This is a genomic window from Dactylosporangium sp. CS-033363, assembly GCF_050942475.1.
Taxonomy (GTDB): domain Bacteria; phylum Actinomycetota; class Actinomycetes; order Mycobacteriales; family Micromonosporaceae; genus Dactylosporangium.
Genome location: NZ_CP192032.1, coordinates 6,268,215 through 6,290,327, shown reverse-complemented (window position 1 = coordinate 6,290,327; position 22,113 = coordinate 6,268,215). Strand labels below are relative to the sequence as shown.

The following is a 22,113-nucleotide window of genomic DNA, read 5'->3' as shown; positions in this document are numbered from 1 at the left end:
CGTGGGCCTGTGATCATCACCGAGTCGGCGGCGCGTGGGTGGCGGACCGTGCGGCGGTTCGCGGTGCCCGCGGCGATGATCGGGCGGGCCACCGAGCGGCGGCTGGCCGGGGACTGGCGGTTGGCCTGCGCGGCCGCCGATGTGCACGTCGACCTCGATCTTCTTGCGGTCGGCCGGCAGTACGGCGAGTCCGTGGCCGCGGCGATCGAGGAGGATGTCCGGCATCTCGCGCCGGATCTGTTGCGCTGGCATCTGCCGCGGCGGCCGGGGACCGGGCACACCGCGTTGTCGCCGCGGCGGCTTTCCGTGCTGCAACGGTACGGCGACGGCGGGCCGATCCTGTGCGCCGGCAGCCCGCGGACGGGGTACGGGCGGCAGCAGCTGCGGCTGTTCGTCGCCGCCGAGCCGCTGCGGACCGAGCGGGACCCGGCCGCATATCGTGGGGACCGGGAGCATGAACCCGCCACCTGGTACCAGCACGTCGACCTCGACCTGCCCCGGCACGTCTGGGACGCGCGGCGCAGCGGGGAGCTGCTGTCGTGGTACGGCCTGCGTGACACGTCCCCGCCGATCGAGCACCTCGGCGACCTGGAGCGGTTCGCGGCGGCCTGGGCGCGGGTCGGCATCGAAGCCGGAGACTACCGCTGGTATCCCCTTGGATAGCGGCGAGACGAGCGGCTGCTTCGCCGCCGCCACCCGTTGGGCGCAGGGCACCGGCCGGCTGCCGCGGGCGCTCAAGGCCCAGCGACGAGCGCTCATGCTCCGCGCGTTGCACGGCGACCTGGACGGGGTGACGGCGATGCTTGACGCCGGGGTCGACCCGCACGCGCGCGACCATCGCGGCCGGACCCTGCTGCATTACCTCGCCCACCTGCGCGACCCGCGGCTGCTCGACCGGCTCCTCGCGGCCGGGCTCGACGTGGACACGCCGGACATCGCCGGCCTGACGCCCCTCGCGGCGGCCGTGCACGGGATGGGCGACGCGGACGTCGTCCGGGCGCTGCTCGCGGCCGGGGCCCGTACCGGCGCGGCCATGGAGTCGGGCGAGCCGGTGTTCGAGTGGATGCGCAAGGCGCGGCCCGACCTGTATGCCGAGCTCAGGCCGGCGGGCTGATCACCGACAGTTCCAGCACGTCCCCGAGCGGGGCGCGGCCCGGGCCGCCGGCGGCGATCCAGGCGGCGATGTCGTCCGCGACCACGTCGTCGAGGACGAGGCCGAACCAGACCGGGCGGGCGCCGTCGCGGCGGGCGGACGGGGCCGGGTGGACGACGACCACGTTGGACTGGTCGCACACGTCCAGGCACTGCGAGGTCCGCACCCGGTGCGGGGCGGGCAGCGCCTCGCGCAGGCGGTCGAGCTGGCGGTCGTGGTCGACGCCGGGGTGCTTGCGCGCGCTGCCGCAGCAGCAGTCGCGGCACACGGTCACGGTGCAGAAGTCACTGTCGGTCAACTGGGCGTGGCCTCCTTTGTCGATCTCCAGTGTGCCCGGTGCGGCCGGCCGGGTTGTGGCGGGCCTGGAGAAATCACGGACGGATGTGGATAGGCCGGGCATCGGCGGGTACCCGTATCTATGCAAGGAGAGACCCCGAGCAGGGAAGGAATCCTCGTGACTGCCAACCACACCGACATCGCCACGTTGCCGGGACGGGACGTCTACGACCGCGACGGTGAGAAGGTCGGCACCGTCGGCCAGGTCTACGCGGACCGCGCTGGCCAGCCCACCTGGGCCAGCGTCAACACCGGACTCTTCGGGCTGCGCGAGTCGCTCGTGCCGCTCGCCGGCGCCACGGCGCGCGGCGACGCGCTGCAGGTGGCGTTCGACAAGGCCACCGTCAAGGACGCGCCCAACATCGACCACAACGTCGACGAGCCGCTGACGGGCGAGCAGACGCAGGAGCTGTTCCGCCACTACCAGCAGCACTGGGACGGCCAGGCCACCACCACGCGCGATGGCTACGACGGCGTCCAGCGCGACACGTACGACGAGACCGTGCGGGACCCCCGCACCGACGGCTGACGCCAGAACGGAAACGTACCGCCCCGGAAACCCGGGGCGGTACGTTCGTCAGCGCAGCAAATCAACGAGGCTCTGCGGCGTGTTCGCCCCCAGCACGACCTCGAAGTCCCGGGCCGCCTCCGCGCCCTCCTCGGCGTTGCGGACGAACAGGGCCTGCTCGAACGACGCGAAGGCCGCCTCGAGGTCGCCCGGGTGCGCCGCGATCGCCTTGCCCAGCTCCGCGCCGTCGTACATGGCGAGGTTCGCGCCCTCGCCGTTCGGCGGCATGAGGTGCGCGGCGTCGCCGATCAGGGTCACGCCCGGCACGCGGTCCCAGCGGTGCCCGATCGGCAGCGCGTGGATGGAGCGCAGCACCGGCGGAGTCTCGCCGTCGGTGATGAGCGCGGTCAGCTCCGGCGCCCACCCCTCGAACTCGGCGGCGATCCGCGCGGAAGCCGAAGGGGCGTCGGTGAAGTCGATCGCCGCGAACCAGTCCAGCGGCTTGCTCAGCGCCACGTACGTGTGCAGCACGGCGTTCGCCTCGCGGTGGGCCTGGATGCCCTTGCCCGGAATCACGGCGGCCATCGCGCCGGTGCCGACCGCGGCGGCCGAGGCCGGGTGGCGGTTGTCGGCGTCGTACAGGTACGTCTCGATGAAGCACGTGCCCGTGTACTCCGGCTTGGCCTCGGACAGCAGCGGCCGGACCCGCGACCAGGCGCCGTCGGCCCCCACGAGCGCGTCGGCAGAAACGGTGGTGCCATTGTCGAACACCAGATCCATGGAGTGCACGGCGCTGAGCTTGTGACCCCACTGCACCGTTCCCGGGGGCAGGGAGTCCAGCAGCAGGTGGCGCAGCTCGCCGCGGAGCACCTCGGGGCGGTGGCCGGTGCCCTCGTCGGGCTTGTCGAGCAGCACCGCGCCGTCCGGGGCGAGCAGCCGCCACGCCTCGCCGCCCGCGTGGATGAGGCCGCGGAACTCGTCGAAGAGGCCGGCGTCGCGCAGGGCGAGCTGCCCGTTGTGCTCATGGATGTCGAGCTGGCCGCCCTGGGTGCGGGCGGCGGCGGAGGGCTCGGCCTCGTACACCGTCGCCTCGATGCCGTTGACGTGTAGGACGCGGGCGAGGACCAGGCCGCCGAGCCCGGCTCCGATGATGCTGATCATTCGCAGAACCCCCCATTTCGTGCAAATCCCTGGAACGTCGTTCCAGTCCTAGCTTGGAACACCGTTCCAGTCATGTCAAGATGGGCGCGTGGCCACCAGTACCGCGCTGTCCCGCGCACGGATCGTCGACGCGACCGTCGCGCTGCTCGACGCCGAGGGCGAGAGCGGGCTGACCTTCCGCGCCCTGGCCGCGCGGCTGCGCACCGGGCCGGGCGCGATCTACTGGCACGTGGCGAACAAGGACGAGCTGCTGGCCGCGGCGGCCGACGCCGTGCTGGCCGGGGCAATGACGGACAACACCGGGAAAGCAGCCCCGGAGGAGGCGATCCGGGCGCTCGCCGAGGCGGTGTTCGACGCCATCGACGCCCACCCGTGGATCGGGACCCAGCTGCCGCGCGTGTCGTCCCAGCCGACGACCCTGGGGATCTTCGAGCGGATCGGGCGGCAGGTGCAGGCACTGGGGGTACCGGCGAAGGAGCAGTTCACGGCGGCATCGGCCCTGCTGAACTACATCCTCGGGGTCGCGGGGCAGAACGCCGCCAACGCGCGGGCCCAGGAGCCGGGCACCAGCCGGACCGACGTGCTCGCGGCGGCCTCCGCGCGGCTGGACCCGCAGCGGTACCCCTTCGTCCACACCGTCGCCGGCCAGCTGCGCGAGCACGACGACCGCGACCAGTTCCTGGCCGGCGTCGACCTGGTCCTGGCGGGAATCGGCGCCCGGCGGGCCTGAAGCGAGGCTCAGACCAGGCCGTGCTCGTGGGCGAACACCACGATCTGCACCCGGTCACGCAGGGACAGCTTGCGCAGGATCGCACCGACGTGCGTCTTGACCGTCGACTCGCTGGCGAACACGGTGCCGGCGATCTCCGCGTTGGACAGGCCGCGGGCCACGGCCGTGAACACCTCGCGCTCCTTGTCGGTCAGGCCGAGGTACGCGGCGGGCGGCGCGGTCTCGGCCTGGAACTGCCGGTCGAGCAGCGTGGCCAGGTCCTGCGGGGCGAGCACCGCGTTGCCGCCGTGCACGGTGCGGATCGCGTCGCGCAGCATCAGCGGCGTGGTGTCCTTGAGCAGGAAGCCGCTGGCCCCGTGCCGGATCGCGGTGGCGGCCCGGTCGTCGAGGTTGAACGTGGTCAGCACGATGACCCGGACCGGCTTGGTCCGCCGGGCGGCCCGCTCGGGCGCGAAGATCAGCCGGGACGCCTCGACGCCGTCCATCTGCGGCATCCGGATGTCCATGAGCACCACGTCGGGCTGCAGTTCGTCGACGAGCCGGACCGCTTCCGTACCGTCGCCGGCCGCCCCCACCACGCGCATGCCCTCCTGGGCGTCGACGATGACCCGCACGCCCTCGCGGAACAGCTCCTGGTCGTCGACGAGCAGGACGGTGATGTCGGCATCGGTCACGCGGAGCCCCCGGCGGCCCGCACGGGTACGAACGCGGTCACGGTGAACGTGGTGCCGGTGGGGCGCTCGCGCAGCCGCACGTCGAGGTGCCCGCCGATCGCCTCCAGCCGGCGGCGCATCCCGTCCAGCCCGCGCCCGTTGCCGGGGCCGTCCGGGTTCGCCGTGGACGCCGCGTTGGTCACCTCGATGCGCAGCGTGTCGGCGAAGCCGCCGCCCTGCGTCGACGGCCAGTGCCGCTCGGCCGTGATCGGCTGGTCCCGCCGGCCGTGCTTGAGCGCGTTGGTGAGCATCTCCTGCAGGACCCGGTACGCGACCGCCGAGGTCTCCCCGGGCAGCAGGCACGGCGTGCCCAGCTCGGTGGCGACGATCTCGTGGCCGCTGGCCCGCACCCCGGCGATCAGCTCGTCGAAGCGGTCGGCGTCGGCGCGGACCGGCGGCGTGTCCTGGGTCGTGGACAGCACCTGCCGCACGTCCTGCAGCGACGAGCGGGCCGAGGTGGCGATGGTCTGCAGGGTCTTCTTGAGCTTGCCGGTGTCGTCGAGGTACTGCCCCGACTCGGCCTGGGCCAGGATCACCGCCAGCGAGTGCCCGACCACGTCGTGGACGTCGCGGGCCAGCCGGGTCTGCTCGTCGCGCAGGTGGGCGACCTCCCGGGCGTGCTCGGTCTCGCGCCACGCCCCGACCGCCGCCTCCTCGGCCGCGAGCATCTCCGAGCGCGACGTGCTCGCCCGCTCCAGGAACCGCATCAGCAGCCCCGCGGGCCACGGCGCGGCCACGACGAGCAGGCCGATCAGGGCCACCACCAGTTGTACCGTCGGCTGGTCGCGAGCCAGCGCGGCCAGCCGGGAGCCGCCCACCAGCAGGTGCAGGCTCACGATCTGACCCTCGTGCAGGACGAACGCGACCACCACCGCCAGCGGCACGGACAGCGCGCCGATCACCACGGTCGGCGGCCGGCCCCAGCGGGCGCTGCCGAAGAACACCGCGGTCAGCGCGAACTCGACCAGCATGATCGGCGCGCCGGTCAGCACGTGGAACAGGCCGAGCCCCCACACCAGCCCGAGCGCCGCGCCGGGCTCGCGGCGGCACATCGCGACGGCGACCGCGGCGATGAGCGCGGTCGCGAAGCCGGCCGTGTCGCCGCCGGACACCACCCAGGTCACCAGCGCCTCGGCGAACCCGATGCCGAGCACCGTGAGCGCCGCGATCGCCTCCGGCAACCAGGGGCGCCAACCCGTCTCGCTCATCCGATCATCCCAGGTGGGTGGGGGTACGTGTCTGCTCAAGCGAACCATCCGCGGGCCCCGTGCGGCAAAACGTCAGGCCGCGACGGCGTCGCGGACGAGCACGTCGAGCAGGGCCGGAAAGGACATACCGGACGCCGCGAACATCCGCGGCACCTGCGAGTGCGCGGTCATCCCCGGCGTGGTGTTGATCTCGTTCAGCACCGGCCCGCGCCCGGTGAGGAAGAAGTCGACCCGCGCGACCCCGGCACAGCCCAGCGCGTCGTACACGGCCACCGCCGCCTCCTCCAGCTCCTTGCGCTCGCCCTCGTCCAGCGGGGCCGGGATGCGGAACTCCGGCGCCCCGTACTTCGCCGCGCGGTCGAAGATCTCCCCGTCGGCCAGCACGACCTCCAGCGCCGGGGCCACCACCCGCGACCCGTCCCGGCGCCCCAGCACGGCCACGTCGATCTCGCGGCCGGCCACCAGCTCCTCGACGAGCACCCGGTCGTCCAGCGCGAACGCCGCCCGCAGGGCCGGGGCCAGCGCGGACTCCTCCCGCACCAGGGTGACGCCGAGGCTGGAGCCGGCCGCGACGGGCTTCACGACCACCGGGCTGCTCCAGGTGTACCGCATGCTGCCCCTCGTCAGCAGCCGTCCCGGAGCGGTGGCGATCCCGAGCGCCCCGGCCACGAGCTTGGTGGCCCACTTGTCCATGCCCAGCGCGCCCGCGCCCAGCGGCGAGCCGACGAACGGCACGCCGGCCAGGTCGCACAGCGCGGCCAGGGTGCCGTCCTCGCCGCGCGGCCCGTGCAGGACCGGGAACACCACCGCGCACGAGCTCAGGATCTGCACCGCCCGGGAGAACTCGATCGCCCGGTCCTCGGGGTCCAGCCAGACCCCGGCCGGGTCGATGGTGAGCCGGACGACCTCGTGGCCCGCCTCCTCCAGGCCGTCCGCCACCCCGGCCGCCGAGGCCAGGGAGACGTCGTGCTCGCAGTTGCGGCCGCCGCCGATCACGGCCACGCGGATGGGGGTCATGGGGCACTCCTTCGATGCAGCCGGGCGCTGAGGCCCGTGACGATCTCGTGTTCGAGGGTTTCGGCCCAGCGGGCCCACTGCGCCGTGGTCGGCTCGCCGTGCAGGCCCGGCCCGAACACGGTCACCGCGTCGCCGATCGCAACCGGGGCGTCGCGGCCGAGGTCGACGACGGTCATGTCCATGGAGATCCGGCCGGCCACCGGGCGCCGCGCCCCGGCCACCCAGACCTCGGCCCGGCCGGACGCGAGCCGGGGGAGCCCGTCGGCGTACCCGACCGGGATCAGCCCCAGCCGGGTGGCCCGAGGCGCCGTCCAGGTGTGCCCGTAGCCGACTCCGGTGCCGGCCGGGACGTTGCGGACGGTCACCAGTGGCGCCGTCAAGGTCAGAGCAGGCCGCAGGTGTACCGTCTGTGACTCGTCGATCCCCACCAGTCCCGCGCCGATCCGGCTCATCGTGTGGTGCGAGCGCGGATCGCTGAGCGTGGCGGCGGTCGCGGCCAGGTGGTGATCGGCCGGCCGCAGCCCCGCCGCCCGCGCGGTGCGCAGCCCCCAGGCGAACCGGTCCCGCCCCGCCGCGTTGGCGCGGTGCCCGGGCCGGTCGGCGCACGGCAGGTGCCCCATCACCCCGGCCACCCGCACCAGCCCGTCCAGCTCGGCCCGGCGGGCGGCCCGGCACAGCGCGTCCCAGGCGGCCGGCTCGGCCCCGTCGCGGCCCATGCCGGTGTCGAGCTGGAGGTGGATGCGGGCGCCGGGAGCGGTACCGGCGACGGCTTGTAAATGCTCGATGCCCGGCACGCCGAGCTCGATGTCCAGCGCGACCGCCCCGGCGAAGTCCGCGTCCACGGGGTTGAGCCAGCTCAGCACCCGCTGGGTGAGCCCGGCGGCGCGCAGCGGGCGCGCCTCGTCGATGCTGGTGACCCCGAGCCGGGTGGCCCCGCCGGCGAGGGCGGCCCGCGCGACGTCGACCTGCCCGTGCCCGAACCCGTCGGCCTTGACGACCGCCATCACCTCGCCGGCCGTGCGCGCCTTGATGGTCCGCACGTTGTCCGTGACCGCGCCGAGGTCCACGTGCAGGGTGGCCTGCGGTCGTACCGCGAGCAGGCTCATCGGCCGACGGGCCCGTACAGCGCGGCGCCGGCGCCCTCGATGGCGACGGGCCCGTGCAGCGCGGCGGCGGCGGCCTCGGTGGCGACGGGCCCGTGCAGCGCGGCGGCGGCGGCCTCGGTGGCGACGGGCCCGTGCAGCGCGGCGGCGGCGGCCTCGGTGGCGACCGGGCCGTACAGCGCGGCGCCGGACCCGGTGGTCAGGGCCCAGTAGCGGTCGCCGTAGGACCAGTGCCACCACTCGGTGTGGTAGTTCACCAGCCCTTCGCGGCCCAGCACCCGGGCGAGCAGCTGGCGGTTGGCCCGCGCCTCGCCGCTGATGTGCTCGGCCGCGAAGTAGCAGCGCCCGTCCGATTCCTCGGGGGTGGCGTCGATCGCGGTCCCGAGGTCGAGCTCCGCCCCGGCGCCGTCGGTGAGCGTGAGGTCGACCGCGGCCCCGGCCACGTGCGGCGCGACGGCGAGCGGCGCGACGAACCGGCTGGTGAGCGTGTGCAGCTCCGGCTCCCCGATCCCCGGCCGCACCGCCCGCAGCTCGGCGGCGTAGCGGTCGATGATGGCCTGCTGGCGGTACGCCGGACGGTATCCTTCGACCACGTGCAGTCGCACGTCCGCGGGCAGGCTCGCCCGGGCCGCCTGCAGGCGAATCGCCAGCTCGCGCCGGACCAGCGCACCGGCCGCCCCGAACCCGTCGTCGAGCGCGACGAGCGGCTCGTCGAGGTCGCAGACGGGCACCGCGGACACCCGGGGGTCGGACAGCAGGACACTCATGGCGAATAGGCTGGCGTGCGCCCCACCCCGGATGCCTCCGCCTGAGGTGCCGATGATCGGTCCTCGAGGCTGAGATACTGGACCCGTGGTCCCTGATGGGCACGACTGGGCCGAAGCCGCGGAGGCGGCCCGCCGGCGCGGCGAACGCGCCCGCCGCCGGGCGGCCGAGGCCCACGCGCGCGCCGAGGAGATCGGCTCGGGCCTGCGGTCCTTCGGCACCTCCGGCCTGGCCCGGGCGGTCTCCGACCCCGACACCGCGGGCCGCGCGGCCGAACGCGCGGTGGCAAGCCGCGGCGCGGCCGCCGACGCCCACCGCCGCGCCGCCCACGGCCACGACCTGGCGGCGGACGCCCACCTGCGGGCGGCGGCCCACGACCCGGACCACGCCGGCGAACACCGCCGCCAGGCCGAAGAACACCGCGGCCGCGCCGAACAGGCCCGCCGCGACGCCGAGGCTGATTCTGTCTAATAGGCGGGGGAGCTTCGCTCCACCCGCACCCCCTCAAGACCACGGCTCATCGGACCGGCGCCGAAACGTCAACTTGGCGCGGTGGTGCACCACGGAGCGCGCTCGCCGGAGAGCTGCCCCGCGTCGGCAATCGCCGCGAGCCGGGTGCGAGAGCCCCGGCGGTGCTGGCTCCGTCGGTCGGTGGCGCCGGCCGGCGGTCGGTCGCCGCGGCGAGGGCGTTGACGGTGGTGGAGTTCCCGTCGTGCCCAGCGCGTCAAAGAACGCGCCCGGCCGTCGTGTCGAGCCCGGGCGGCGGCCGCCCGCGTGGGTCAGCCGATGCGGCGGCCGTCCAGGAAGAGCGCGCCGCTCGGTCCGCCCTGCCCGGCGAGTGCGCGGGCGGTGGCGAGGCCGATGCCGGCGACGAGAGCGACCTTCTGGCTCATGGGCCGCTTCCGTGGCCGGTTAGCGGTCGGCCGCCGGGGAGAGGCTCGGCTCGGTGGTGGTGGCGGCCCAGGAGGCGAGCAGGACCAGCGCGTGCGCCGTCGGGGAGTCCGGTTCGGCCGCGTAGATGGTCAGGGCCAGGTCCGGGTCGGCCTGCAGGTTCATGGTCTCGTAGGCGAGGGTGAGGTCGCCGACGACGTGGTGGTGGAAGTGCTTGACGCCGGTGCCGTGGATGCGCACGTTGTGGGCGCCCCAGCGGCGGCGGAAGTCGTCGCTGCGCGTGGAGAGTTCGCCGACCAGGTCGTGCAGGGCCTTGTCGTGCGGGTCGATGCCGGCCGCGGTGCGCAGGTTGCCGACGGTCATGTCGGCGAAGCGCTCCCAGTCCGGGTAGAAGCGGCGGGCGGCGCTGTCGAGGAACGTGAAGCGGGCGAAGTTCGGGTTCGGGTCGGCGAAGACGTCGGCGAGCATGGCGCGGCCGAGGAGGTTCGCGGCGAGCAGGTCGGAGCGGCCGTTCGCCACGATCGCGGGACTGGTGATGGCGTCGAGGGCCCACTGCAGGCTGGGCCGCACCGTGCGCGGCTTCGGGCGGCGGCTCGGGCGGATCAGGGCGTTGGTGCCGTTGGCCTCCTGGGCCAGGCGCATGAGGTGGGCGCGCTCGGCGTCGTCGAGGTGCAGGGCGCGGGCGATGGCCTCCAGGACGCCCGCGGAGACGCCGGCGAGGGAGCCGCGTTCGAGTTTGGCGTAGTACTCGACGCTCATCCCGGCCAGGGCGGCGACCTCGCTGCGGCGCAGGCCCGGGACGCGGCGCTGCCCGGCGATCGGCAGTCCGGCCTGCTCCGGGGTGATGTTCGCGCGGCGCGAGGTCAGGAAGTCGCGCACCTCGACTCGGTTGCTCACCCCTCGACGGTACGGCGGGGGGCGCCTCCGAGGGGTGTACTGGCGGTACACCTTTCGGCAGTGACTCGCATCGCCCGCGGGCCGTGTGATGGTGTAGTCCCATGCTCAGTGTCAACGCCATCTCCGCTCCGTCGGCCACCGGACCGCTGGAGCGCTCCACCATCGAGCGGCGCGAGGTCGGACCGCGGGACGTGCTCATCGAGATCCGCTACGCCGGCATCTGCCACTCCGACATCCACACCGTGCGCGGGGAGTGGGGCGACATCAAGTACCCGCTGACGGTCGGGCACGAGATCGTCGGGCTGGTCGCCGCGGTCGGCGCCGACGTCACCCGGCACGCCGTGGGCGACCGGGTCGGCGTGGGCTGCATGGTGAACTCGTGCCGCGAGTGCGAGAACTGCCGGGCCGGGCAGGAGCAGTACTGCCTCAACGGCAACACCGGCACCTACAACAGCGTCGACCGGGACGGCACCGTCACCCAGGGCGGCTACTCGACCCACGTCGTGGTCGACGAGCACTTCGTGCTGCGCGTGCCGGAGGCGATCCCGTACGAGGCGGCCGCACCGCTGCTCTGCGCCGGCATCACGACCTACTCGCCGCTGCGGCACTGGAACGTCGGCCCCGGCACCAAGGTCGCCGTGGTCGGCATGGGCGGCCTCGGCCACATGGCGGTCAAGCTCGCCGTGGCGCTCGGCGCCGACGTCACCGTGCTGTCGCAGACCCTCGGCAAGAAGGACGACGGGCTCGCCTTCGGCGCCGGCGACTACCACGCCACCAGCGACGCCTCGACGTTCGAGGCGCTCCGCAACCGCTTCGACGTGATCATCAACACGGTCAGCGCGCCGATCGACATGCGGGCCTACCTCGGCCTGCTGCGCCTGGGCGGGACGCTGGTCAGCGTGGGCGCGCCGCCGGAGCCGCTCGCGGTGCCGGTGTTCGCGCTGTTCAACAACCGCCGCTCGTTCGCCGGCTCCAGCATCGGCGGCATCGCCGAGACCCAGGAGATGCTGGACTTCTGCGCCGAGCGCGGGATCGCCCCTGAGGTCGAGGTCATCCCGGCCGACCAGGTCAACGAGGCCTACGAGCGGGTCATGCGCTCGGACGTCCGGTACCGCTTCGTGATCGACATCGACACGCTGCGGTGAACTAAGGCTCGATCCCGATGCCGGCCAGGCAGGTGTCGAGGCGCGCGCGGACGTCGTCGGCGGTCGCGTCCTCGGCCCAGAGCCGGGCGGTCTCCATGATGCCGCCGATCAAGAACGAGGCCAGCGCGTCGGTACCGTCCGCCGGCCGCCCCCGCCGCGCCAGCACCTCCGCGGCGAGCCGGGTGCAGGCCGGGCGCAGCAGGTCGCGGTACGCGTTCGCGGCCTGCTGCGAGGCGGCGCTCGGGTACAGGTTGCCGTAGAGCACGGCGTGCTTGGCCGCGTAGTCGCCGAGCCGGTGGATGAGCTCGATCGGGTCTCCCTCAGCGGTGGTCGTGTCCCGGAAGGACGCGGCCACCGCCGTGGCCACCGCGTCGTCGCGGTCGCGGAAGTGCTGGTAGAAGGCCTGCCGGCTGACCCCGGCGCGCTGGGCGATGTCGCTGACCGAGATCTGCTCGACCCGCCGCTCCTCGATCAGCGCGAACGCCGCCTCGCGCAGCAGCTGACGAACCCGCTCGGCGCGGGGGTCGGTGCTGTCCACGCGCGGTGCCGGCATCGGTCCTCCCAGATTTCGTTGACAGCTGTCCACGATAGCAGTAGCTTCGTGTCCGCAGGTCGAGGACAACTGTCTACGAAATCTTGGTGGGGGTGGCGGCCATGGCCCGTCCGGTCCGGATCGCGAACTTCTCCGGCGCGATGGGGGACAAGTTCTCCGCGTTCGCCGAGGCCGTGCACGGCAACACCGTCGGAGCGGCCGCCGACGTGGTGATCGGCGACTCGATGGCCGAGATCACCATGTCGATGGTGGTGGCCGGACTCCGCGGGAACCGCGAGGCGCGGCGCCAGTTCTTCTCCGAGTACTTCCTGCGCCAGCTCCGCCCCGAGCTCGCCGCCATCGCCGAGCGGCGGATCAAGGTCGTCACCAACGCCGGCGTCTACAACCCGTCGGGGCTGGCCGCGGCGATCCGCGCCGAGATCGCCGAGCGCGGCCTGGACCTCAGGGTCGCCTACGTCACCGGTGACGACCTCACCGACCGGCTCCCCGGCCTGCTCGCCGAGGGCCGGCCCGGGCACCTGGAGACCGGCGCCCCGCTGACCGTCGGCCCGGGCGAGGTGCTCGCCGCCAACGCGTACCTCGGCGGCTGGGGCATCAAGACCGCCCTCGACGCCGGGGCCGACATCGTCATCACCGGCCGGGTCGCCGACGCGTCGCTCGTCACCGGCCCGGCCGCCTGGTGGCACGGCTGGGGCCGCGACGACCTCGACCGGATCGCCGGGGCGACCGCCGCCGCCCACATCATCGAGTGCGGCCCGCAGGCCACCGGCGGCAACTTCGCCGGGTTCACCACCATCCCGGACAACGCCGTGCCCGGGTTCCCGATCGCCGAGGTGGCCGAGGACGGCACCTTCGTGATCACGAAGCGGCCCGGCGACGGCGGCGCGGTCACCGTCGACACCGTCACGGCCCAGCTGATGTACGAGATCCAAGGCCCGCGCTACCTCAACCCGGACGTCGTCTGGCACACCGACGCCATCGAGCTGACCCAGGACGGCCCCGACCGGGTCCGGGTGACCGGCGCCAAGGGCAGCGCCGCGCCGCCCACCACCAAGGCCGGCCTGAACTTCCAGCGCGGCTACCGCGGCGCGATCTGGCTGTTCCCGACCGGCCTCGACGTGCCCGAGAAGCTCGAGGTGCTGCGGGCCGAGGCCGAGCGGGCGCGCAAGGACCACCCGGTGGACGAGCTGCACTTCTTCGTCTGCGGCCGGCCCGTGGCCGATCCGAAGGACCAATACCAGGCCACGGTACCGGTGCAGGTCGCCGTCGCCGCCGGTGAGCAGGCGACGGTGGCCGGGTTCCTGGGCCAGTTCACGTCGTACGGCCTCGGCAGCATCCCCGGCTTCTACATCGACCTCACCCAGATGTACTCGATGACCGGGCAGCCGCGGATCGACTACTGGCCCGGACTGGTCCGCCAGGCCGACCTCGCCCACCAGGTGCACCTGCCCGACGGGACCGTCGTGGACATCGCCCCGCCGCCGGGCCTGGAGCCGTTCGCCGGCCAGCCGGAGACCGCGGCGAGCACCGCCGACCCGGCGTCGTTCGGCCCGACCGAGACCGTGCCGTTCGGGCGGGTCGTCTACGCCCGCACCGGCGACAAGGGCGCCAACGCCAACCTCGGCGTGTGGGCCCGCGACGCCGCCGGATGGCCCTGGCTGGCCGCGTTCCTGACCGAGGAGCGCCTCCGCGACCTGCTGGGCTGCCCGGACGAGGTGGTCATCGAGCGGTACGAGCAGCCCCGCCTGCGCGGCATCTCGTTCGTGCTGCGCGGGTACTTCCCGCCCAGCGGCTCGGCCAACCTGGCCCTGGACAGCATCGGCAAGTCGCTGGGCGAGTTCCTGCGCGCCCGCCACGTCGCCGTCCCCACCGCCCTGCTGGCCGGGTGAGCGGCGTGGAGACCACGGACCCGGGGGAGCTGCGGGCGGCGGTGCTGCGCGGGGTACACGAGCGAGCGGAAACCGACGCGTTCGACTTCGACGGCGAGCTGCGCGCGATCCTCGCCCCGCTGGGGCTCACGCCGGAGGATTGCGGGGGCGCGATCGTCACCGACAAGCTCGACCCGCTCATGCCCAGCCAGGTCCGCATCGGCGGTGGCGCCGCGCTCGCACTCGTGCAACAGTCCGTGGTCGCCGCGGCCATCTGGCGCCGCCGGACCGGCCTCGGCCAGGACATCGCCATCGACCTGGGCCAGGCCATCCGGCGCCTCGCGCCCGCCACGGAGTTCCGCTGGGAGACCATCAACGGGCTCCCGGGCGACTTCGCGGACCGGACCGTCGGCGCCTACCTCGGGTTCTATCCGACCGCCGACGGCCGGCACGTCATCCCGGCCAACATCTACCCCGGCATCAAGTCCCGGATGCTCGCCGCCCTCGACTGCGCCGACAACCCGGCCGCGCTCGGGCGCGCGATCGCCCGGCACACGGCGGACGAGCTGGAGGCGATGGGCGAGGCCGGCGGCTTCGTGATGGCCAAGGTCCGCAGCGCCGGCGAGTTCACCGCCGAGCCGGTCTTCGACTACCTGGCGGCCCGTCCGCTCATCGAGATCGAGAAGATCGCCGACAGCGCGCCAGAACCATTCCCCGCCTTCGGTACCGCACCGCTGTCGGGAATCCGCGCGCTCGGCATGGGTCACGTCATCGCGGGCGCCGGCATCGGCCGGTCGCTGGCCTCCCTCGGCGCGGATGTCCTCAACGTGTGGCGGGCCATGGAGTGGGAGCAGGAGCCGCTGCTGCTGACGGCCAACGTCGGCATGCGCTCCAGCCGCGTCGACGTGCGCGCCCCGCACGGCCGCGACCAGGTGTACGCCCTGCTGCGCGAGGCCGACGTCTTCTTCGCCAACCGGCGCCCGGGCCTGCTGGACTCGCTCGGGCTGGATGCGCGTACCGCGGCGGAGGTCCGTCCGGGGCTGGTCCACGTCACCGTCTCCACCCATGGGGCCGGCGGCCCGTGGCGCGACCGGATCGGCTTCGACCAGGTCGCCGGGGCGGTCACCGGCATGGTCGCGGCCGAGGGCACCCTGGCCGAGCCGAAGCTGCCGCCCACCTCGATCATCAACGACTACCTGGTCGCGTGGCTCGGCGCGACCGGCGCGATGGCCGCCCTGCTGCGCCGCGCCACCGAGGGCGGCAGCTACCGGGTGCACGTCTCGCTCGACCGGGCCGCGCTGTGGATCCTGTCGCTGGGCATGTTCGACCCGGACTACGTGCGGGCGACCGTCGGCACCGGCGGGCCGCACGAGCTGATCGACCCGCAGCTGTTCACGTCGATCACCCCGCTCGGCGTGTACCAGGGCGTGACCGAGAACGTGACGCTGTCCCGCACGCCGCACCACTACGCCAACGTGCTCTCCCCGAAGGGCGCGGACCAGCCGGTCTGGCTCCCACGGCCGCGGGCCCTGGACATTCGCAACGTCCTGGAGGTCCTGACCGGCCGCCGCGCGTAGGTGACCTACCCGCGGCGGATCGCCGGCCAGGCGACCCAAGTCGATCGCCTCGCCGGTCATGCCCGGCCACAGCGACACGTCGCCGGGCACGCAGGGCCGGTCGCCGGTGCAGCTTCTCGACGTCGCGCCGCGGGTCGCCGCCGAGCACCCGCACCCGGCCGGCGTCGGCCTTGAGCAGCCCGAGCAGGACCCGGATGGTGGTCACACCGCGAGCAGGAGCCGCAGCGCCGCGGTGCAGACGACGCCGGCCACGATGCACGTGACATGCGAGCGGCCGAGGGCCCGCAGCGCGACGGCGGCGGCGAGGCCCGGCAGCAGCGTCCAGTCGAACTCGCGCCAGCCGGCCCCCGGCAGGTCGACGGTCAGCAGCGCGGCTGGTTCGCGGCGGCGACCGGACGGACCGGGCCCGCGGACGACGCGGCGCTGGCCCGGGTCCGGGACCTGCGCGCGGTGACCATCCGGCTGGCCGACGCCCACCTCGCCGGGGCGGCGGCCGCGCCCGGGGAAGTGCGGGCCGTGCACTCCCCTTGGGCGGCCGCCCTCGCCGAGGCGCAGCTGCCGGACCGGCTGCCCCTGACCCCGTCCGCGCCCGGCCTGGTTCCGCACCTGGTCCTGGTCGCGGTGGAGCTGCTGCAGCGCCCCGACCGGACCGGCCTGCGCCGGTGTGACGGGGACGGGTGCGGCTGGCTGTTCCTGGACACCACCCGCAACCACAGCCGTCGCTGGTGTGACGCGGCCGACTGCGGCAACCGGGCCCGGGTCCGCGCCTACAGCCGCCGCCGGCGGGAGGCGGGCGGGTAGGCTTGATCAATGTCTTCGAGTGAGGGTGTCGCGCGGCCGATCGTGTTCTACGGCGACCCGGTGCTGCACCGCCGGTGTGCCGACGTGACCGCGTTCGACGAGGCGCTCGGCGGGCTCATCGACGACATGTTCGCGTCGATGTACGAGGCCCGCGGCGTCGGGCTGGCGGCCAATCAGATCGGCGTCGACCAGCGGGTGTTCGTCTACGACTGCCCGGACGCCGACGACATCCGCCAGATCGGGCACATCGTGAACCCGCACCTGCAGACGGCCTCGGCGCTCGCGCCGCCGGACGAGGGGGACGAGGGCTGCCTGTCGGTGCCGGGGCCGCGCGCCTCACTGCCCCGGGCCTCGATCGCCACCGTGACCGGCGTGGACAAGCACGGCGAACCGGTCAGCGTGACCGGAACGGGATACTTCGCCCGGTGCCTGCAGCACGAGACCGATCACCTCGACGGCATCCTGTACGTGGACCGGCTGACGGCCGAGCGGCGGGAGGAACTGCTGGCCGAGGCGGGTCTGCGCGGTACAACAAATTCTTAACGCGGCTCTGCCAGGCTCGTGCTGCCGGTGGTGCAGCGGGGGCGCATCAACGGTTCGGCGCAACGGCGCCCGTCTGCAACACGGTGATCACGATGTCGTCGGCGGCGCCCGTCCTGGACGAGGTCAACAGGTGATCGCACAACTGCTCGGCAGACAGGTGGTGGCGGCCGGTGAGCAGGCCGGCCAGCTCACGCATGCTCGCATCCATCGAGGCACCCGGCCGCTCGACGAGACCGTCGGTGTAGAACGCCACGTGGCTGCCGCGCTCCAGCGCGACCTCGTGGTCGCTGCGCTCGGCCGTCAGCCCGGTGCCCAGCAACAGCTCGGAGCGCCGGCGCAGCAGCGTCGCGGTGCCGTCCGGGGCCAGCAGGATCGGTGGTGGATGGCCGGCGTTGCACCAGCGCAGCGAGTGGGCGGCTGGGGTGCCCGCCGCCGGGCCGACCTGCGCCAGCACCACGGTGGCGAAGGTGTCGATGCCCAGCCCGGCCATCGCCTCGTCCATCGCGGCCAGGATGCGTGACGGCGGCCCGAGCAGCGTGTGGGCGATGCCGCGCAGCATGTTGCGGACCTGACCCATGGTCGCGGCGGCGTACCGGTCGTGCCCGCTGATGTCGCCCACGACCATGGTGAGCGTGCCGTCGGGGAGCAGGAACGCGTCGTACCAGTCGCCGCCGATGCGGGCGTGCTCCTGGGCCGGCTCGTAGCGCGCCGCGATCTGGAACTCGTCCGTGTCCGGCGGCGGGGTCAGCAGGCTGCGCTGCAGCGTCTCGGAGATCTCCCGCTCGACCGCCGCCACCCGCCGCTCGGCCTCGCGCAGCCGCGCCCGGTCCAGCGCCTGGGTCAGCGTGGCCCCGACCAGCCGCACGAAGATCAGGTACGCCCCGTCGGCGGCCAGCCGCGGGCTGAGTTCCGTGCGCAGCATGAGATCGCCGGTCGCCCGCCCGCGGGTGCTCAGCCGGACCGTGGCCACCCGGCCCTCCGGCGTGTCGCGCACCGCCACGTCCCCGTGCCCGTCGGCCGCCACGATCTCCACGCCGGGCAGGTCGTCCGGGTCGGCGTGCAGCACCGGCATCGCCCGCGCCAGCACCTCCCCGCGGTGATCGACGCTCGCCAGCCGCTCCTGCAGCGCGTTGAGCAGCTGCAGCCGCCGCCGCGACACGACCTGCGTGGTGGTCTCCGTGGCGATGTCGAAGACCCCCTCGACCCGGCCGTCCGCGCCGACGACGGGGGAGTAGGAGAAGGTGAAGTACGTTTCCTCGAGGAACCCGTGCCGGCGCATGTCCAGCCGCAGATCCTCGACCCAGGTCGCCCCGCCGCCGCTGGAGGCCTGCGCGAGCATCGGCCCGATCTCATCCCAGATCTCGGCGAACACCTTCGCGGCCGGCTGCCCGAGCGCCGCCGGGTGCTTGTCGGCGATCATGTGCACGTACGCCTCGTTGTAGATCATCACGAACTCGGGACCCCAGAACAGCGTCACCGGGAACCGTGTGCGCAGGGCGAGGTCGACCGCCGCACGCGTGGCCGGCGACCAGGACGCGACCGGCCCGAGCGGCGTGGCGGCCCAGTCCACCCGCGCATAGGCCTCACGCAGGCTCCCGGCCGCCGCGAACAGCTGGTCCACCACCCGAACGTACCGCGCCGCTCAGCTCAGCGACGCCAGGTCCAGCAGGTGCCAGGTCATCGTCTCGCGGTCGCCGGTCGCCCACCACAGCCACGAGCCCGACAGGCCCGCGCCGCTCGCCACGGCCAGGGCGGTCCGCCGGCCGGTGGTGAGATCGACCATCGCGAGGCGCTCGGTCGCCGTGGCGGCCCGGGCCGAGATCGGCGCGGCCAGGATTTCATAGCGGCCCATCGCGGCGATGTCGAGGAACAGCGGCACCTCGCCGTCGCCGTTGATTCGACCCGTTTCGCCGGTACCGTCTGTGCGTCGCAACGTCACCACCGCGCCCTGCTCCGTGTGGGCGACGGACCGGCACCACACCGCGCCGCAGGACACGTCGCGGCCGGGTGACTCGGCGAACGTGCGCCGCTCGCCGGTGACGAGGTTGCGTTGCGTGACCGGCCGGCCCGCGATGCCGTCGTCGGTCGCCCACGGCCAGTCCGTGAGGTGGTACGTGCCGTCGAGGGCGCGCACCGCCACGTCGCCGCCGGCCAACGGTACCGAGCGCAGGTCCGTCGTCGGTTCGGTCAGTCCCCGGGTGGCGGTCCACCAGATCCGCCCCTCGGCGATCTCCAGGTCGTGCATGCCCCCGGTGAACAGGGCGCGGCCGGTCTCGGTGGTGAGGACCTGCGGGGTGCCGTCGCGACCGGCGCGGCGCAGCGTGCTGCGGGTGGCGCCCTGGCCGTCGCCGACGCTCGACATCCAGTACACGAAGCCGCCGGCGACCCGCACCGCGTCGAAGGACCCGCCGCCGGCGATGGGGATGCGATCGAGGCGCCGTGGGTCGGCCGGATCGGCCGGATCGAGCAGGGCGAGTACCGCATAAGCCGGATCGGGGTCGGCGATCTGGACGACCACGTGGTGCGGGTCGAGGACGGCCGCGGGGCTGAAGGTCGTGCCGTCCGGGAGCGTCGCCGCCACGTCCACGGTCACCACAACAGGCGGCGGGTCGTTGCCCGGGGCCGGCCGGACCAGCAGGACGGCCGCGGCGGCGAGAGCAATCGCGACGGCGACGTACCGGGCCCTCGCCGGCCCGCGGCCACTCAACTGCCGGCGTCCTCGTCGAACCAGGGGCCGTTGCGGTAGGCCTTGCGGGCGCGCATCAGGTTGGCGGTGATCAGCGTGGAGATGAACATCGGGATGAGGCCCCACCAGCGAAGGCCCGTGGCGGCGATGGCCAGGCCGCCCAGCATCAGCACGGTCGACACCGCGGCCTGGCGTCTGTAGTTGGGCCGGGCCAGTCGGGCCCTGCGCTCGGCCTCGCGCCGTTTGCGTCCCACGCGACCGTTGTACCGCCGCCGCGCAAACCTGGCATCGGTGTGACCGGTTGTACAGGTCGCGGGGCAAACTGAACGCTCATCGTTCAGTTAACATGGCCGGGTGAGTGCGGCAACCGCGGTGCCCGGCAGGCCCCGCGATCCCCAGGTGGATCGGCGGATCCTGCGGGCCGCGCTGGACGTGTTCGGCGACGGCGGGTGGGCCGGGTTCGCGATGGAGACCGTCGCGCGGCGGGCCGGGGTGGGGAAGGCTTCGCTGTACCTGCGCTGGAGTTCCAAGGAGGCGCTGCTCAACGACGCGCTGACGGCGGGACTGCTGCGGGTCGAGGACGTCGACACCGGGACGCTGCGCGGGGACCTCGTCGAGCTGGCCACGCAGGTGCTCGACCGGTACGCGGGGCCGTCCAGCCGGGCCGCGCTGCGGCTGCCGCTGGAGATGGGGACCATCCCGGGCGTGGGCGAGCACTACGCGGCGCTGCACAAGGCGCAGATCGCGGCCGCCCGGGCGATCGTGCGGCGGGGCATCGACCGAGGTGAGCTGCCGGCGTCCGTCTCCGTCACGCTGCTGCTCGACACGCTGGTCGGCGGGGCCATGATGCACGCGATCAGTACGCCGGCCGACAAACTGGCGGTCTTGGCCGCGGACACGCCCCGGCATGCGCGCCGGCTCGTGGATTTCCTGCTGCACACCGGGAGCTACTCGTGATCATCACCGGCACCGCCCAGCACGAGGCCTGGCAGGAGCGCGTGCTGCCGCCGGTCGAGCAGGTGCGCCCCGACGTGTGGTCGGTGCCCGTGCCGATTCCGGACAGCCCGTTGCGGTACACGCTGAGCTATGCCTTTCTCGACAACGGGGGCGTGCTGCTGGTGGATCCCGGGTGGGACAGCCCCGAGGGGCGCGCGGCCCTCGAGGCGGGGCTCGCGCGGGCGGGCGCCGGGATCGGGGATGTGCGCGGCGTCGTGCTGACTCACGTCCACCCCGACCACCACGGGATGAGCAACTGGGTGCGCGAGCGCAGCGGGGCCTGGATCGGGATGCACCCGGCCGAGGCGGAGACGCTGCCCGTGCGCGCCTGGCGGCACCGCGACCCGGGGACCGACCGGGCCTGGCTGCTGCGCCACGGGGTGCCCGCGGAGGTCGGGGAGGGGCTGGTGATCAGCCACAACCGCATCGGCGAGCTGATGGACATGGCCGAGCCGGACCGCGCCATCGAGGACGGCGACCTGCTGCCGCTGACCCGGCACGAGCTGCGGGCGATCTGGACGCCGGGGCACACCCCCGGGCACCTGTGCCTGCACGAGGCCGGGGCGGGCGTGCTGCTCACCGGCGACCACCTGCTGCCCCGGATCAGCCCCAACATCGCCGTGCACGACGGCTCCGAGGACAACCCGCTGGGCGACTACCTGGCCTCGCTGGAGGTCACCGCGAAGTACACGGCGGAGGAGGCGCTGCCCGCGCACGAGTACCGCTTCCGGGGCCTGGACTCCCGCGCCGCCGACCTGATCCGCCACCACGACGAGCGGGGCGGGGAGATCCTGGCCGCGATCGACGCGAACGGCGGATCGGCGACCGCGTGGACGGTGGCGGCCGCGCTGACCTGGTCGCGCGGGTGGGACGCGCTGCACGGGGTGCTGCGGCGGCTGGCCCTGGGGGAGACCCTCGCGCACCTGGAGCACCTGAAGGCGATCGGCGCCGTACGGGCCTCGACCGATGCCAATGGCCTTGTCCACTGGAGCCGGGCGAGCTAGGGCACGACCGTGACCGGCCAGCGGCCGCAGCGGACCAGTTTGACGGCGATCGAGCCGGCCAGGCGGTGCAGTGCGCCCGCCGAGCGGCCGACGATCACCGCGTCGGCGTTGAGGGCCTGCGCGACCGCGACCAGTTCCGTGAACGGCTCGCCGGTGCGCACCACCAGGTGGGCGTCCACGTCGAGGCGGGCGATGTCGCGCTCCACCGCGTCGCGCAGCTGCTGCTCCACGGCGTTGTGCGCGTCCACGACGTTGACGGCCGCGTGCCCGCCGGAGTCGGCCAGGGACAGCACGGTCGAGGACAGCGTGCGCACGTACACGGCGACGAGGCGGCTGTGCTGCCGCCGGGCCAGTCCGACCGCGTAGGCCGCGGCGCGCAGGGACGGGATCGAGCCGTCCACGCCGACCAGGATCGTCCCGGGACCGTCCCCAGGGGTGCGTGAGGGGGTCATCACAGC

The 22,113-nt window shown here is 73.9% G+C and carries 26 protein-coding genes and 1 pseudogene; 13 read left to right on the top strand and 14 right to left on the bottom strand.

The window, feature by feature from the left end; genetic code table 11:
- Nucleotides 1-9 precede the first annotated feature (9 nt).
- Nucleotides 10-663 carry a hypothetical protein gene (locus ACQPZ4_RS29145; protein WP_433042088.1) on the top strand — a complete coding sequence of 218 codons (654 nt, stop codon included), beginning with the start codon at nt 10-12 and terminating at the stop codon, nt 661-663.
- Nucleotides 656-1,114, top strand: a complete 459-nt coding sequence (locus tag ACQPZ4_RS29140; protein ID WP_433042085.1) for an ankyrin repeat domain-containing protein — start codon at nt 656-658, stop codon at nt 1,112-1,114. Before ACQPZ4_RS29145 ends, ACQPZ4_RS29140 begins: the two co-directional genes overlap by 8 nt.
- Here ACQPZ4_RS29140 and ACQPZ4_RS29135 read toward each other — a convergent pair.
- On the bottom strand, nt 1,098-1,427 hold the full coding sequence (locus ACQPZ4_RS29135; protein WP_433066707.1) for a hypothetical protein: 330 nt from the start codon (nt 1,425-1,427) through the stop codon (nt 1,098-1,100). The genes ACQPZ4_RS29140 and ACQPZ4_RS29135 overlap by 17 nt on opposite strands.
- 180 nt (nt 1,428-1,607) lie before the next feature.
- On the opposite strand from ACQPZ4_RS29135, the gene ACQPZ4_RS29130 reads away from it, so the two are divergent.
- Complete coding sequence (locus ACQPZ4_RS29130) at nt 1,608-2,018, top strand: PRC-barrel domain-containing protein (protein WP_433042082.1); 411 nt, start codon at nt 1,608-1,610, stop codon at nt 2,016-2,018.
- Between the two features lie 48 nt (nt 2,019-2,066).
- On the opposite strand, the gene ACQPZ4_RS29125 is transcribed toward ACQPZ4_RS29130, so the two are convergent.
- Nucleotides 2,067-3,158, bottom strand: a complete 1,092-nt coding sequence (locus tag ACQPZ4_RS29125) for an FAD-dependent oxidoreductase (protein WP_433042079.1) — start codon at nt 3,156-3,158, stop codon at nt 2,067-2,069.
- Nucleotides 3,159-3,246: 88 nt separating this feature from the next.
- Between ACQPZ4_RS29125 and ACQPZ4_RS29120 the strand changes: the two genes are divergently transcribed.
- The gene (locus tag ACQPZ4_RS29120; RefSeq protein WP_433042076.1) at nt 3,247-3,888 is read left to right on the top strand and encodes a TetR/AcrR family transcriptional regulator; all 642 of its coding nucleotides are present in this window, start codon (nt 3,247-3,249) and stop codon (nt 3,886-3,888) included.
- Nucleotides 3,889-3,896: 8 nt separating this feature from the next.
- On the opposite strand, the gene ACQPZ4_RS29115 is transcribed toward ACQPZ4_RS29120, so the two are convergent.
- The 5 genes from ACQPZ4_RS29115 to ACQPZ4_RS29095 form a co-directional block, all read right to left on the bottom strand.
- Nucleotides 3,897-4,562, bottom strand: coding sequence for a response regulator (locus ACQPZ4_RS29115; RefSeq protein ID WP_433042073.1), 666 nt, complete (start codon nt 4,560-4,562; stop codon nt 3,897-3,899).
- Nucleotides 4,559-5,809, bottom strand: a complete 1,251-nt coding sequence (locus ACQPZ4_RS29110; protein WP_433042070.1) for a sensor histidine kinase — start codon at nt 5,807-5,809, stop codon at nt 4,559-4,561. The genes ACQPZ4_RS29115 and ACQPZ4_RS29110 overlap by 4 nt, the downstream gene beginning before the upstream one ends.
- Nucleotides 5,810-5,881: 72 nt before the next feature.
- Complete coding sequence (locus ACQPZ4_RS29105) at nt 5,882-6,826, bottom strand: D-alanine--D-alanine ligase family protein (protein WP_433042067.1); 945 nt, start codon at nt 6,824-6,826, stop codon at nt 5,882-5,884.
- On the bottom strand, nt 6,823-7,932 hold the full coding sequence (alr, locus tag ACQPZ4_RS29100) for an alanine racemase (protein ID WP_433042064.1): 1,110 nt from the start codon (nt 7,930-7,932) through the stop codon (nt 6,823-6,825). Before alr ends, ACQPZ4_RS29105 begins: the two co-directional genes overlap by 4 nt.
- Entirely contained in the window at nt 7,929-8,546 is a 618-nt protein-coding gene (locus ACQPZ4_RS29095; RefSeq protein ID WP_433066704.1) for a M15 family metallopeptidase, read from the bottom strand. Before ACQPZ4_RS29095 ends, alr begins: the two co-directional genes overlap by 4 nt.
- Between ACQPZ4_RS29095 and ACQPZ4_RS29090 the strand changes: the two genes are divergently transcribed.
- Both ACQPZ4_RS29090 and ACQPZ4_RS29085 read left to right on the top strand, forming a co-directional pair.
- Nucleotides 8,523-8,705, top strand: coding sequence for a hypothetical protein (locus tag ACQPZ4_RS29090; protein ID WP_433067142.1), 183 nt, complete (start codon nt 8,523-8,525; stop codon nt 8,703-8,705). The two genes, ACQPZ4_RS29095 and ACQPZ4_RS29090, sit on opposite strands and share 24 nt — an antisense overlap.
- Nucleotides 8,706-8,781: 76 nt before the next feature.
- Nucleotides 8,782-9,165: a hypothetical protein gene (locus ACQPZ4_RS29085; protein WP_433042061.1), complete on the top strand. Its 384-nt coding sequence runs from the start codon at nt 8,782-8,784 to the stop codon at nt 9,163-9,165.
- A 441-nt stretch (nt 9,166-9,606) separates the two neighbouring features.
- On the opposite strand, the gene ACQPZ4_RS29080 is transcribed toward ACQPZ4_RS29085, so the two are convergent.
- Nucleotides 9,607-10,482: a helix-turn-helix transcriptional regulator gene (locus ACQPZ4_RS29080; protein WP_433042058.1), complete on the bottom strand. Its 876-nt coding sequence runs from the start codon at nt 10,480-10,482 to the stop codon at nt 9,607-9,609.
- 101 nt (nt 10,483-10,583) lie between these two features.
- Here ACQPZ4_RS29080 and ACQPZ4_RS29075 point away from each other — a divergent pair, with 101 nt between their 5' ends.
- Complete coding sequence (locus tag ACQPZ4_RS29075) at nt 10,584-11,627, top strand: NAD(P)-dependent alcohol dehydrogenase (RefSeq protein WP_433042055.1); 1,044 nt, start codon at nt 10,584-10,586, stop codon at nt 11,625-11,627.
- Between the two features lies 1 nt (nt 11,628).
- Here the strand turns inward: ACQPZ4_RS29075 and ACQPZ4_RS29070 are convergent, their stop codons facing one another.
- Nucleotides 11,629-12,180: a TetR/AcrR family transcriptional regulator gene (locus ACQPZ4_RS29070; RefSeq protein ID WP_433042052.1), complete on the bottom strand. Its 552-nt coding sequence runs from the start codon at nt 12,178-12,180 to the stop codon at nt 11,629-11,631.
- A gap of 101 nt (nt 12,181-12,281) precedes the next feature.
- Here ACQPZ4_RS29070 and ACQPZ4_RS29065 point away from each other — a divergent pair, with 101 nt between their 5' ends.
- Nucleotides 12,282-14,069: an acyclic terpene utilization AtuA family protein gene (locus ACQPZ4_RS29065; RefSeq protein WP_433042049.1), complete on the top strand. Its 1,788-nt coding sequence runs from the start codon at nt 12,282-12,284 to the stop codon at nt 14,067-14,069.
- A gap of 5 nt (nt 14,070-14,074) precedes the next feature.
- Complete coding sequence (locus ACQPZ4_RS29060) at nt 14,075-15,625, top strand: CoA transferase (RefSeq protein ID WP_433042046.1); 1,551 nt, start codon at nt 14,075-14,077, stop codon at nt 15,623-15,625.
- A 9-nt stretch (nt 15,626-15,634) separates the two neighbouring features.
- Here ACQPZ4_RS29060 and ACQPZ4_RS29055 read toward each other — a convergent pair.
- Nucleotides 15,635-15,827 (bottom strand): annotated as a pseudogene (locus ACQPZ4_RS29055) (ABC transporter); the annotation flags it as partial.
- Between the two features lie 62 nt (nt 15,828-15,889).
- Here ACQPZ4_RS29055 and ACQPZ4_RS29050 point away from each other — a divergent pair.
- Together ACQPZ4_RS29050 and def are read left to right on the top strand one after the other, a co-directional pair.
- Nucleotides 15,890-16,426 (top strand): CGNR zinc finger domain-containing protein, encoded by a 537-nt coding sequence (locus tag ACQPZ4_RS29050; RefSeq protein WP_433042043.1) that lies wholly within the window; start codon nt 15,890-15,892, stop codon nt 16,424-16,426.
- Nucleotides 16,427-16,435: 9 nt separating this feature from the next.
- Entirely contained in the window at nt 16,436-16,969 is a 534-nt protein-coding gene (gene def / locus ACQPZ4_RS29045) for a peptide deformylase (RefSeq protein ID WP_433042040.1), read from the top strand.
- Nucleotides 16,970-17,015: 46 nt separating this feature from the next.
- Here def and ACQPZ4_RS29040 read toward each other — a convergent pair whose 3' ends face one another.
- Genes ACQPZ4_RS29040 through ACQPZ4_RS29030 form a run of 3 tightly spaced genes read right to left on the bottom strand, consistent with a single transcriptional unit; the run spans nt 17,016 to nt 19,909 of the window.
- Entirely contained in the window at nt 17,016-18,590 is a 1,575-nt protein-coding gene (locus tag ACQPZ4_RS29040; RefSeq protein WP_433042037.1) for a PP2C family protein-serine/threonine phosphatase, read from the bottom strand.
- 21 nt (nt 18,591-18,611) lie between these two features.
- The gene (locus ACQPZ4_RS29035) at nt 18,612-19,676 is read right to left on the bottom strand and encodes a hypothetical protein (RefSeq protein WP_433042034.1); all 1,065 of its coding nucleotides are present in this window, start codon (nt 19,674-19,676) and stop codon (nt 18,612-18,614) included.
- Nucleotides 19,673-19,909 (bottom strand): hypothetical protein, encoded by a 237-nt coding sequence (locus ACQPZ4_RS29030; RefSeq protein WP_433042031.1) that lies wholly within the window; start codon nt 19,907-19,909, stop codon nt 19,673-19,675. The genes ACQPZ4_RS29035 and ACQPZ4_RS29030 overlap by 4 nt, the downstream gene beginning before the upstream one ends.
- Nucleotides 19,910-20,009: 100 nt before the next feature.
- Between ACQPZ4_RS29030 and ACQPZ4_RS29025 the strand changes: the two genes are divergently transcribed.
- A complete protein-coding gene (locus ACQPZ4_RS29025; RefSeq protein WP_433042028.1) occupies nt 20,010-20,612 on the top strand; it encodes a TetR/AcrR family transcriptional regulator in 603 nt (200 codons plus the stop codon).
- Nucleotides 20,609-21,655, top strand: coding sequence for an MBL fold metallo-hydrolase (locus ACQPZ4_RS29020; RefSeq protein ID WP_433042025.1), 1,047 nt, complete (start codon nt 20,609-20,611; stop codon nt 21,653-21,655). Before ACQPZ4_RS29025 ends, ACQPZ4_RS29020 begins: the two co-directional genes overlap by 4 nt.
- On the opposite strand, the gene ACQPZ4_RS29015 is transcribed toward ACQPZ4_RS29020, so the two are convergent.
- Nucleotides 21,652-22,107, bottom strand: a complete 456-nt coding sequence (locus ACQPZ4_RS29015) for a universal stress protein (RefSeq protein WP_433042022.1) — start codon at nt 22,105-22,107, stop codon at nt 21,652-21,654. The genes ACQPZ4_RS29020 and ACQPZ4_RS29015 overlap by 4 nt on opposite strands.
- Between the last annotated feature and the right edge of the window lie 6 nt (nt 22,108-22,113).

Excerpts from the sequence above, each read along its gene's own strand:
- alr (WP_433042064.1), bottom strand. The coding sequence starts at position 7,932 with ATGAGCCTGCTCGCGGTACGACCGCAGGCCACCCTGCACGTGGACCTC.
- ACQPZ4_RS29070 (WP_433042052.1), bottom strand. The coding sequence starts at position 12,180 with ATGCCGGCACCGCGCGTGGACAGCACCGACCCCCGCGCCGAGCGGGTT.
- ACQPZ4_RS29075 (WP_433042055.1), top strand. The coding sequence starts at position 10,584 with ATGCTCAGTGTCAACGCCATCTCCGCTCCGTCGGCCACCGGACCGCTG.
- ACQPZ4_RS29065 (WP_433042049.1), top strand. The coding sequence starts at position 12,282 with ATGGCCCGTCCGGTCCGGATCGCGAACTTCTCCGGCGCGATGGGGGAC.
- ACQPZ4_RS29050 (WP_433042043.1), top strand. The coding sequence starts at position 15,890 with ATGCGAGCGGCCGAGGGCCCGCAGCGCGACGGCGGCGGCGAGGCCCGG.
- ACQPZ4_RS29125 (WP_433042079.1), bottom strand. The coding sequence starts at position 3,158 with ATGATCAGCATCATCGGAGCCGGGCTCGGCGGCCTGGTCCTCGCCCGC.
- ACQPZ4_RS29110 (WP_433042070.1), bottom strand. The coding sequence starts at position 5,809 with ATGAGCGAGACGGGTTGGCGCCCCTGGTTGCCGGAGGCGATCGCGGCG.
- ACQPZ4_RS29015 (WP_433042022.1), bottom strand. The coding sequence starts at position 22,107 with ATGACCCCCTCACGCACCCCTGGGGACGGTCCCGGGACGATCCTGGTC.
- ACQPZ4_RS29105 (WP_433042067.1), bottom strand. The coding sequence starts at position 6,826 with ATGACCCCCATCCGCGTGGCCGTGATCGGCGGCGGCCGCAACTGCGAG.
- def (WP_433042040.1), top strand. The coding sequence starts at position 16,436 with ATGTCTTCGAGTGAGGGTGTCGCGCGGCCGATCGTGTTCTACGGCGAC.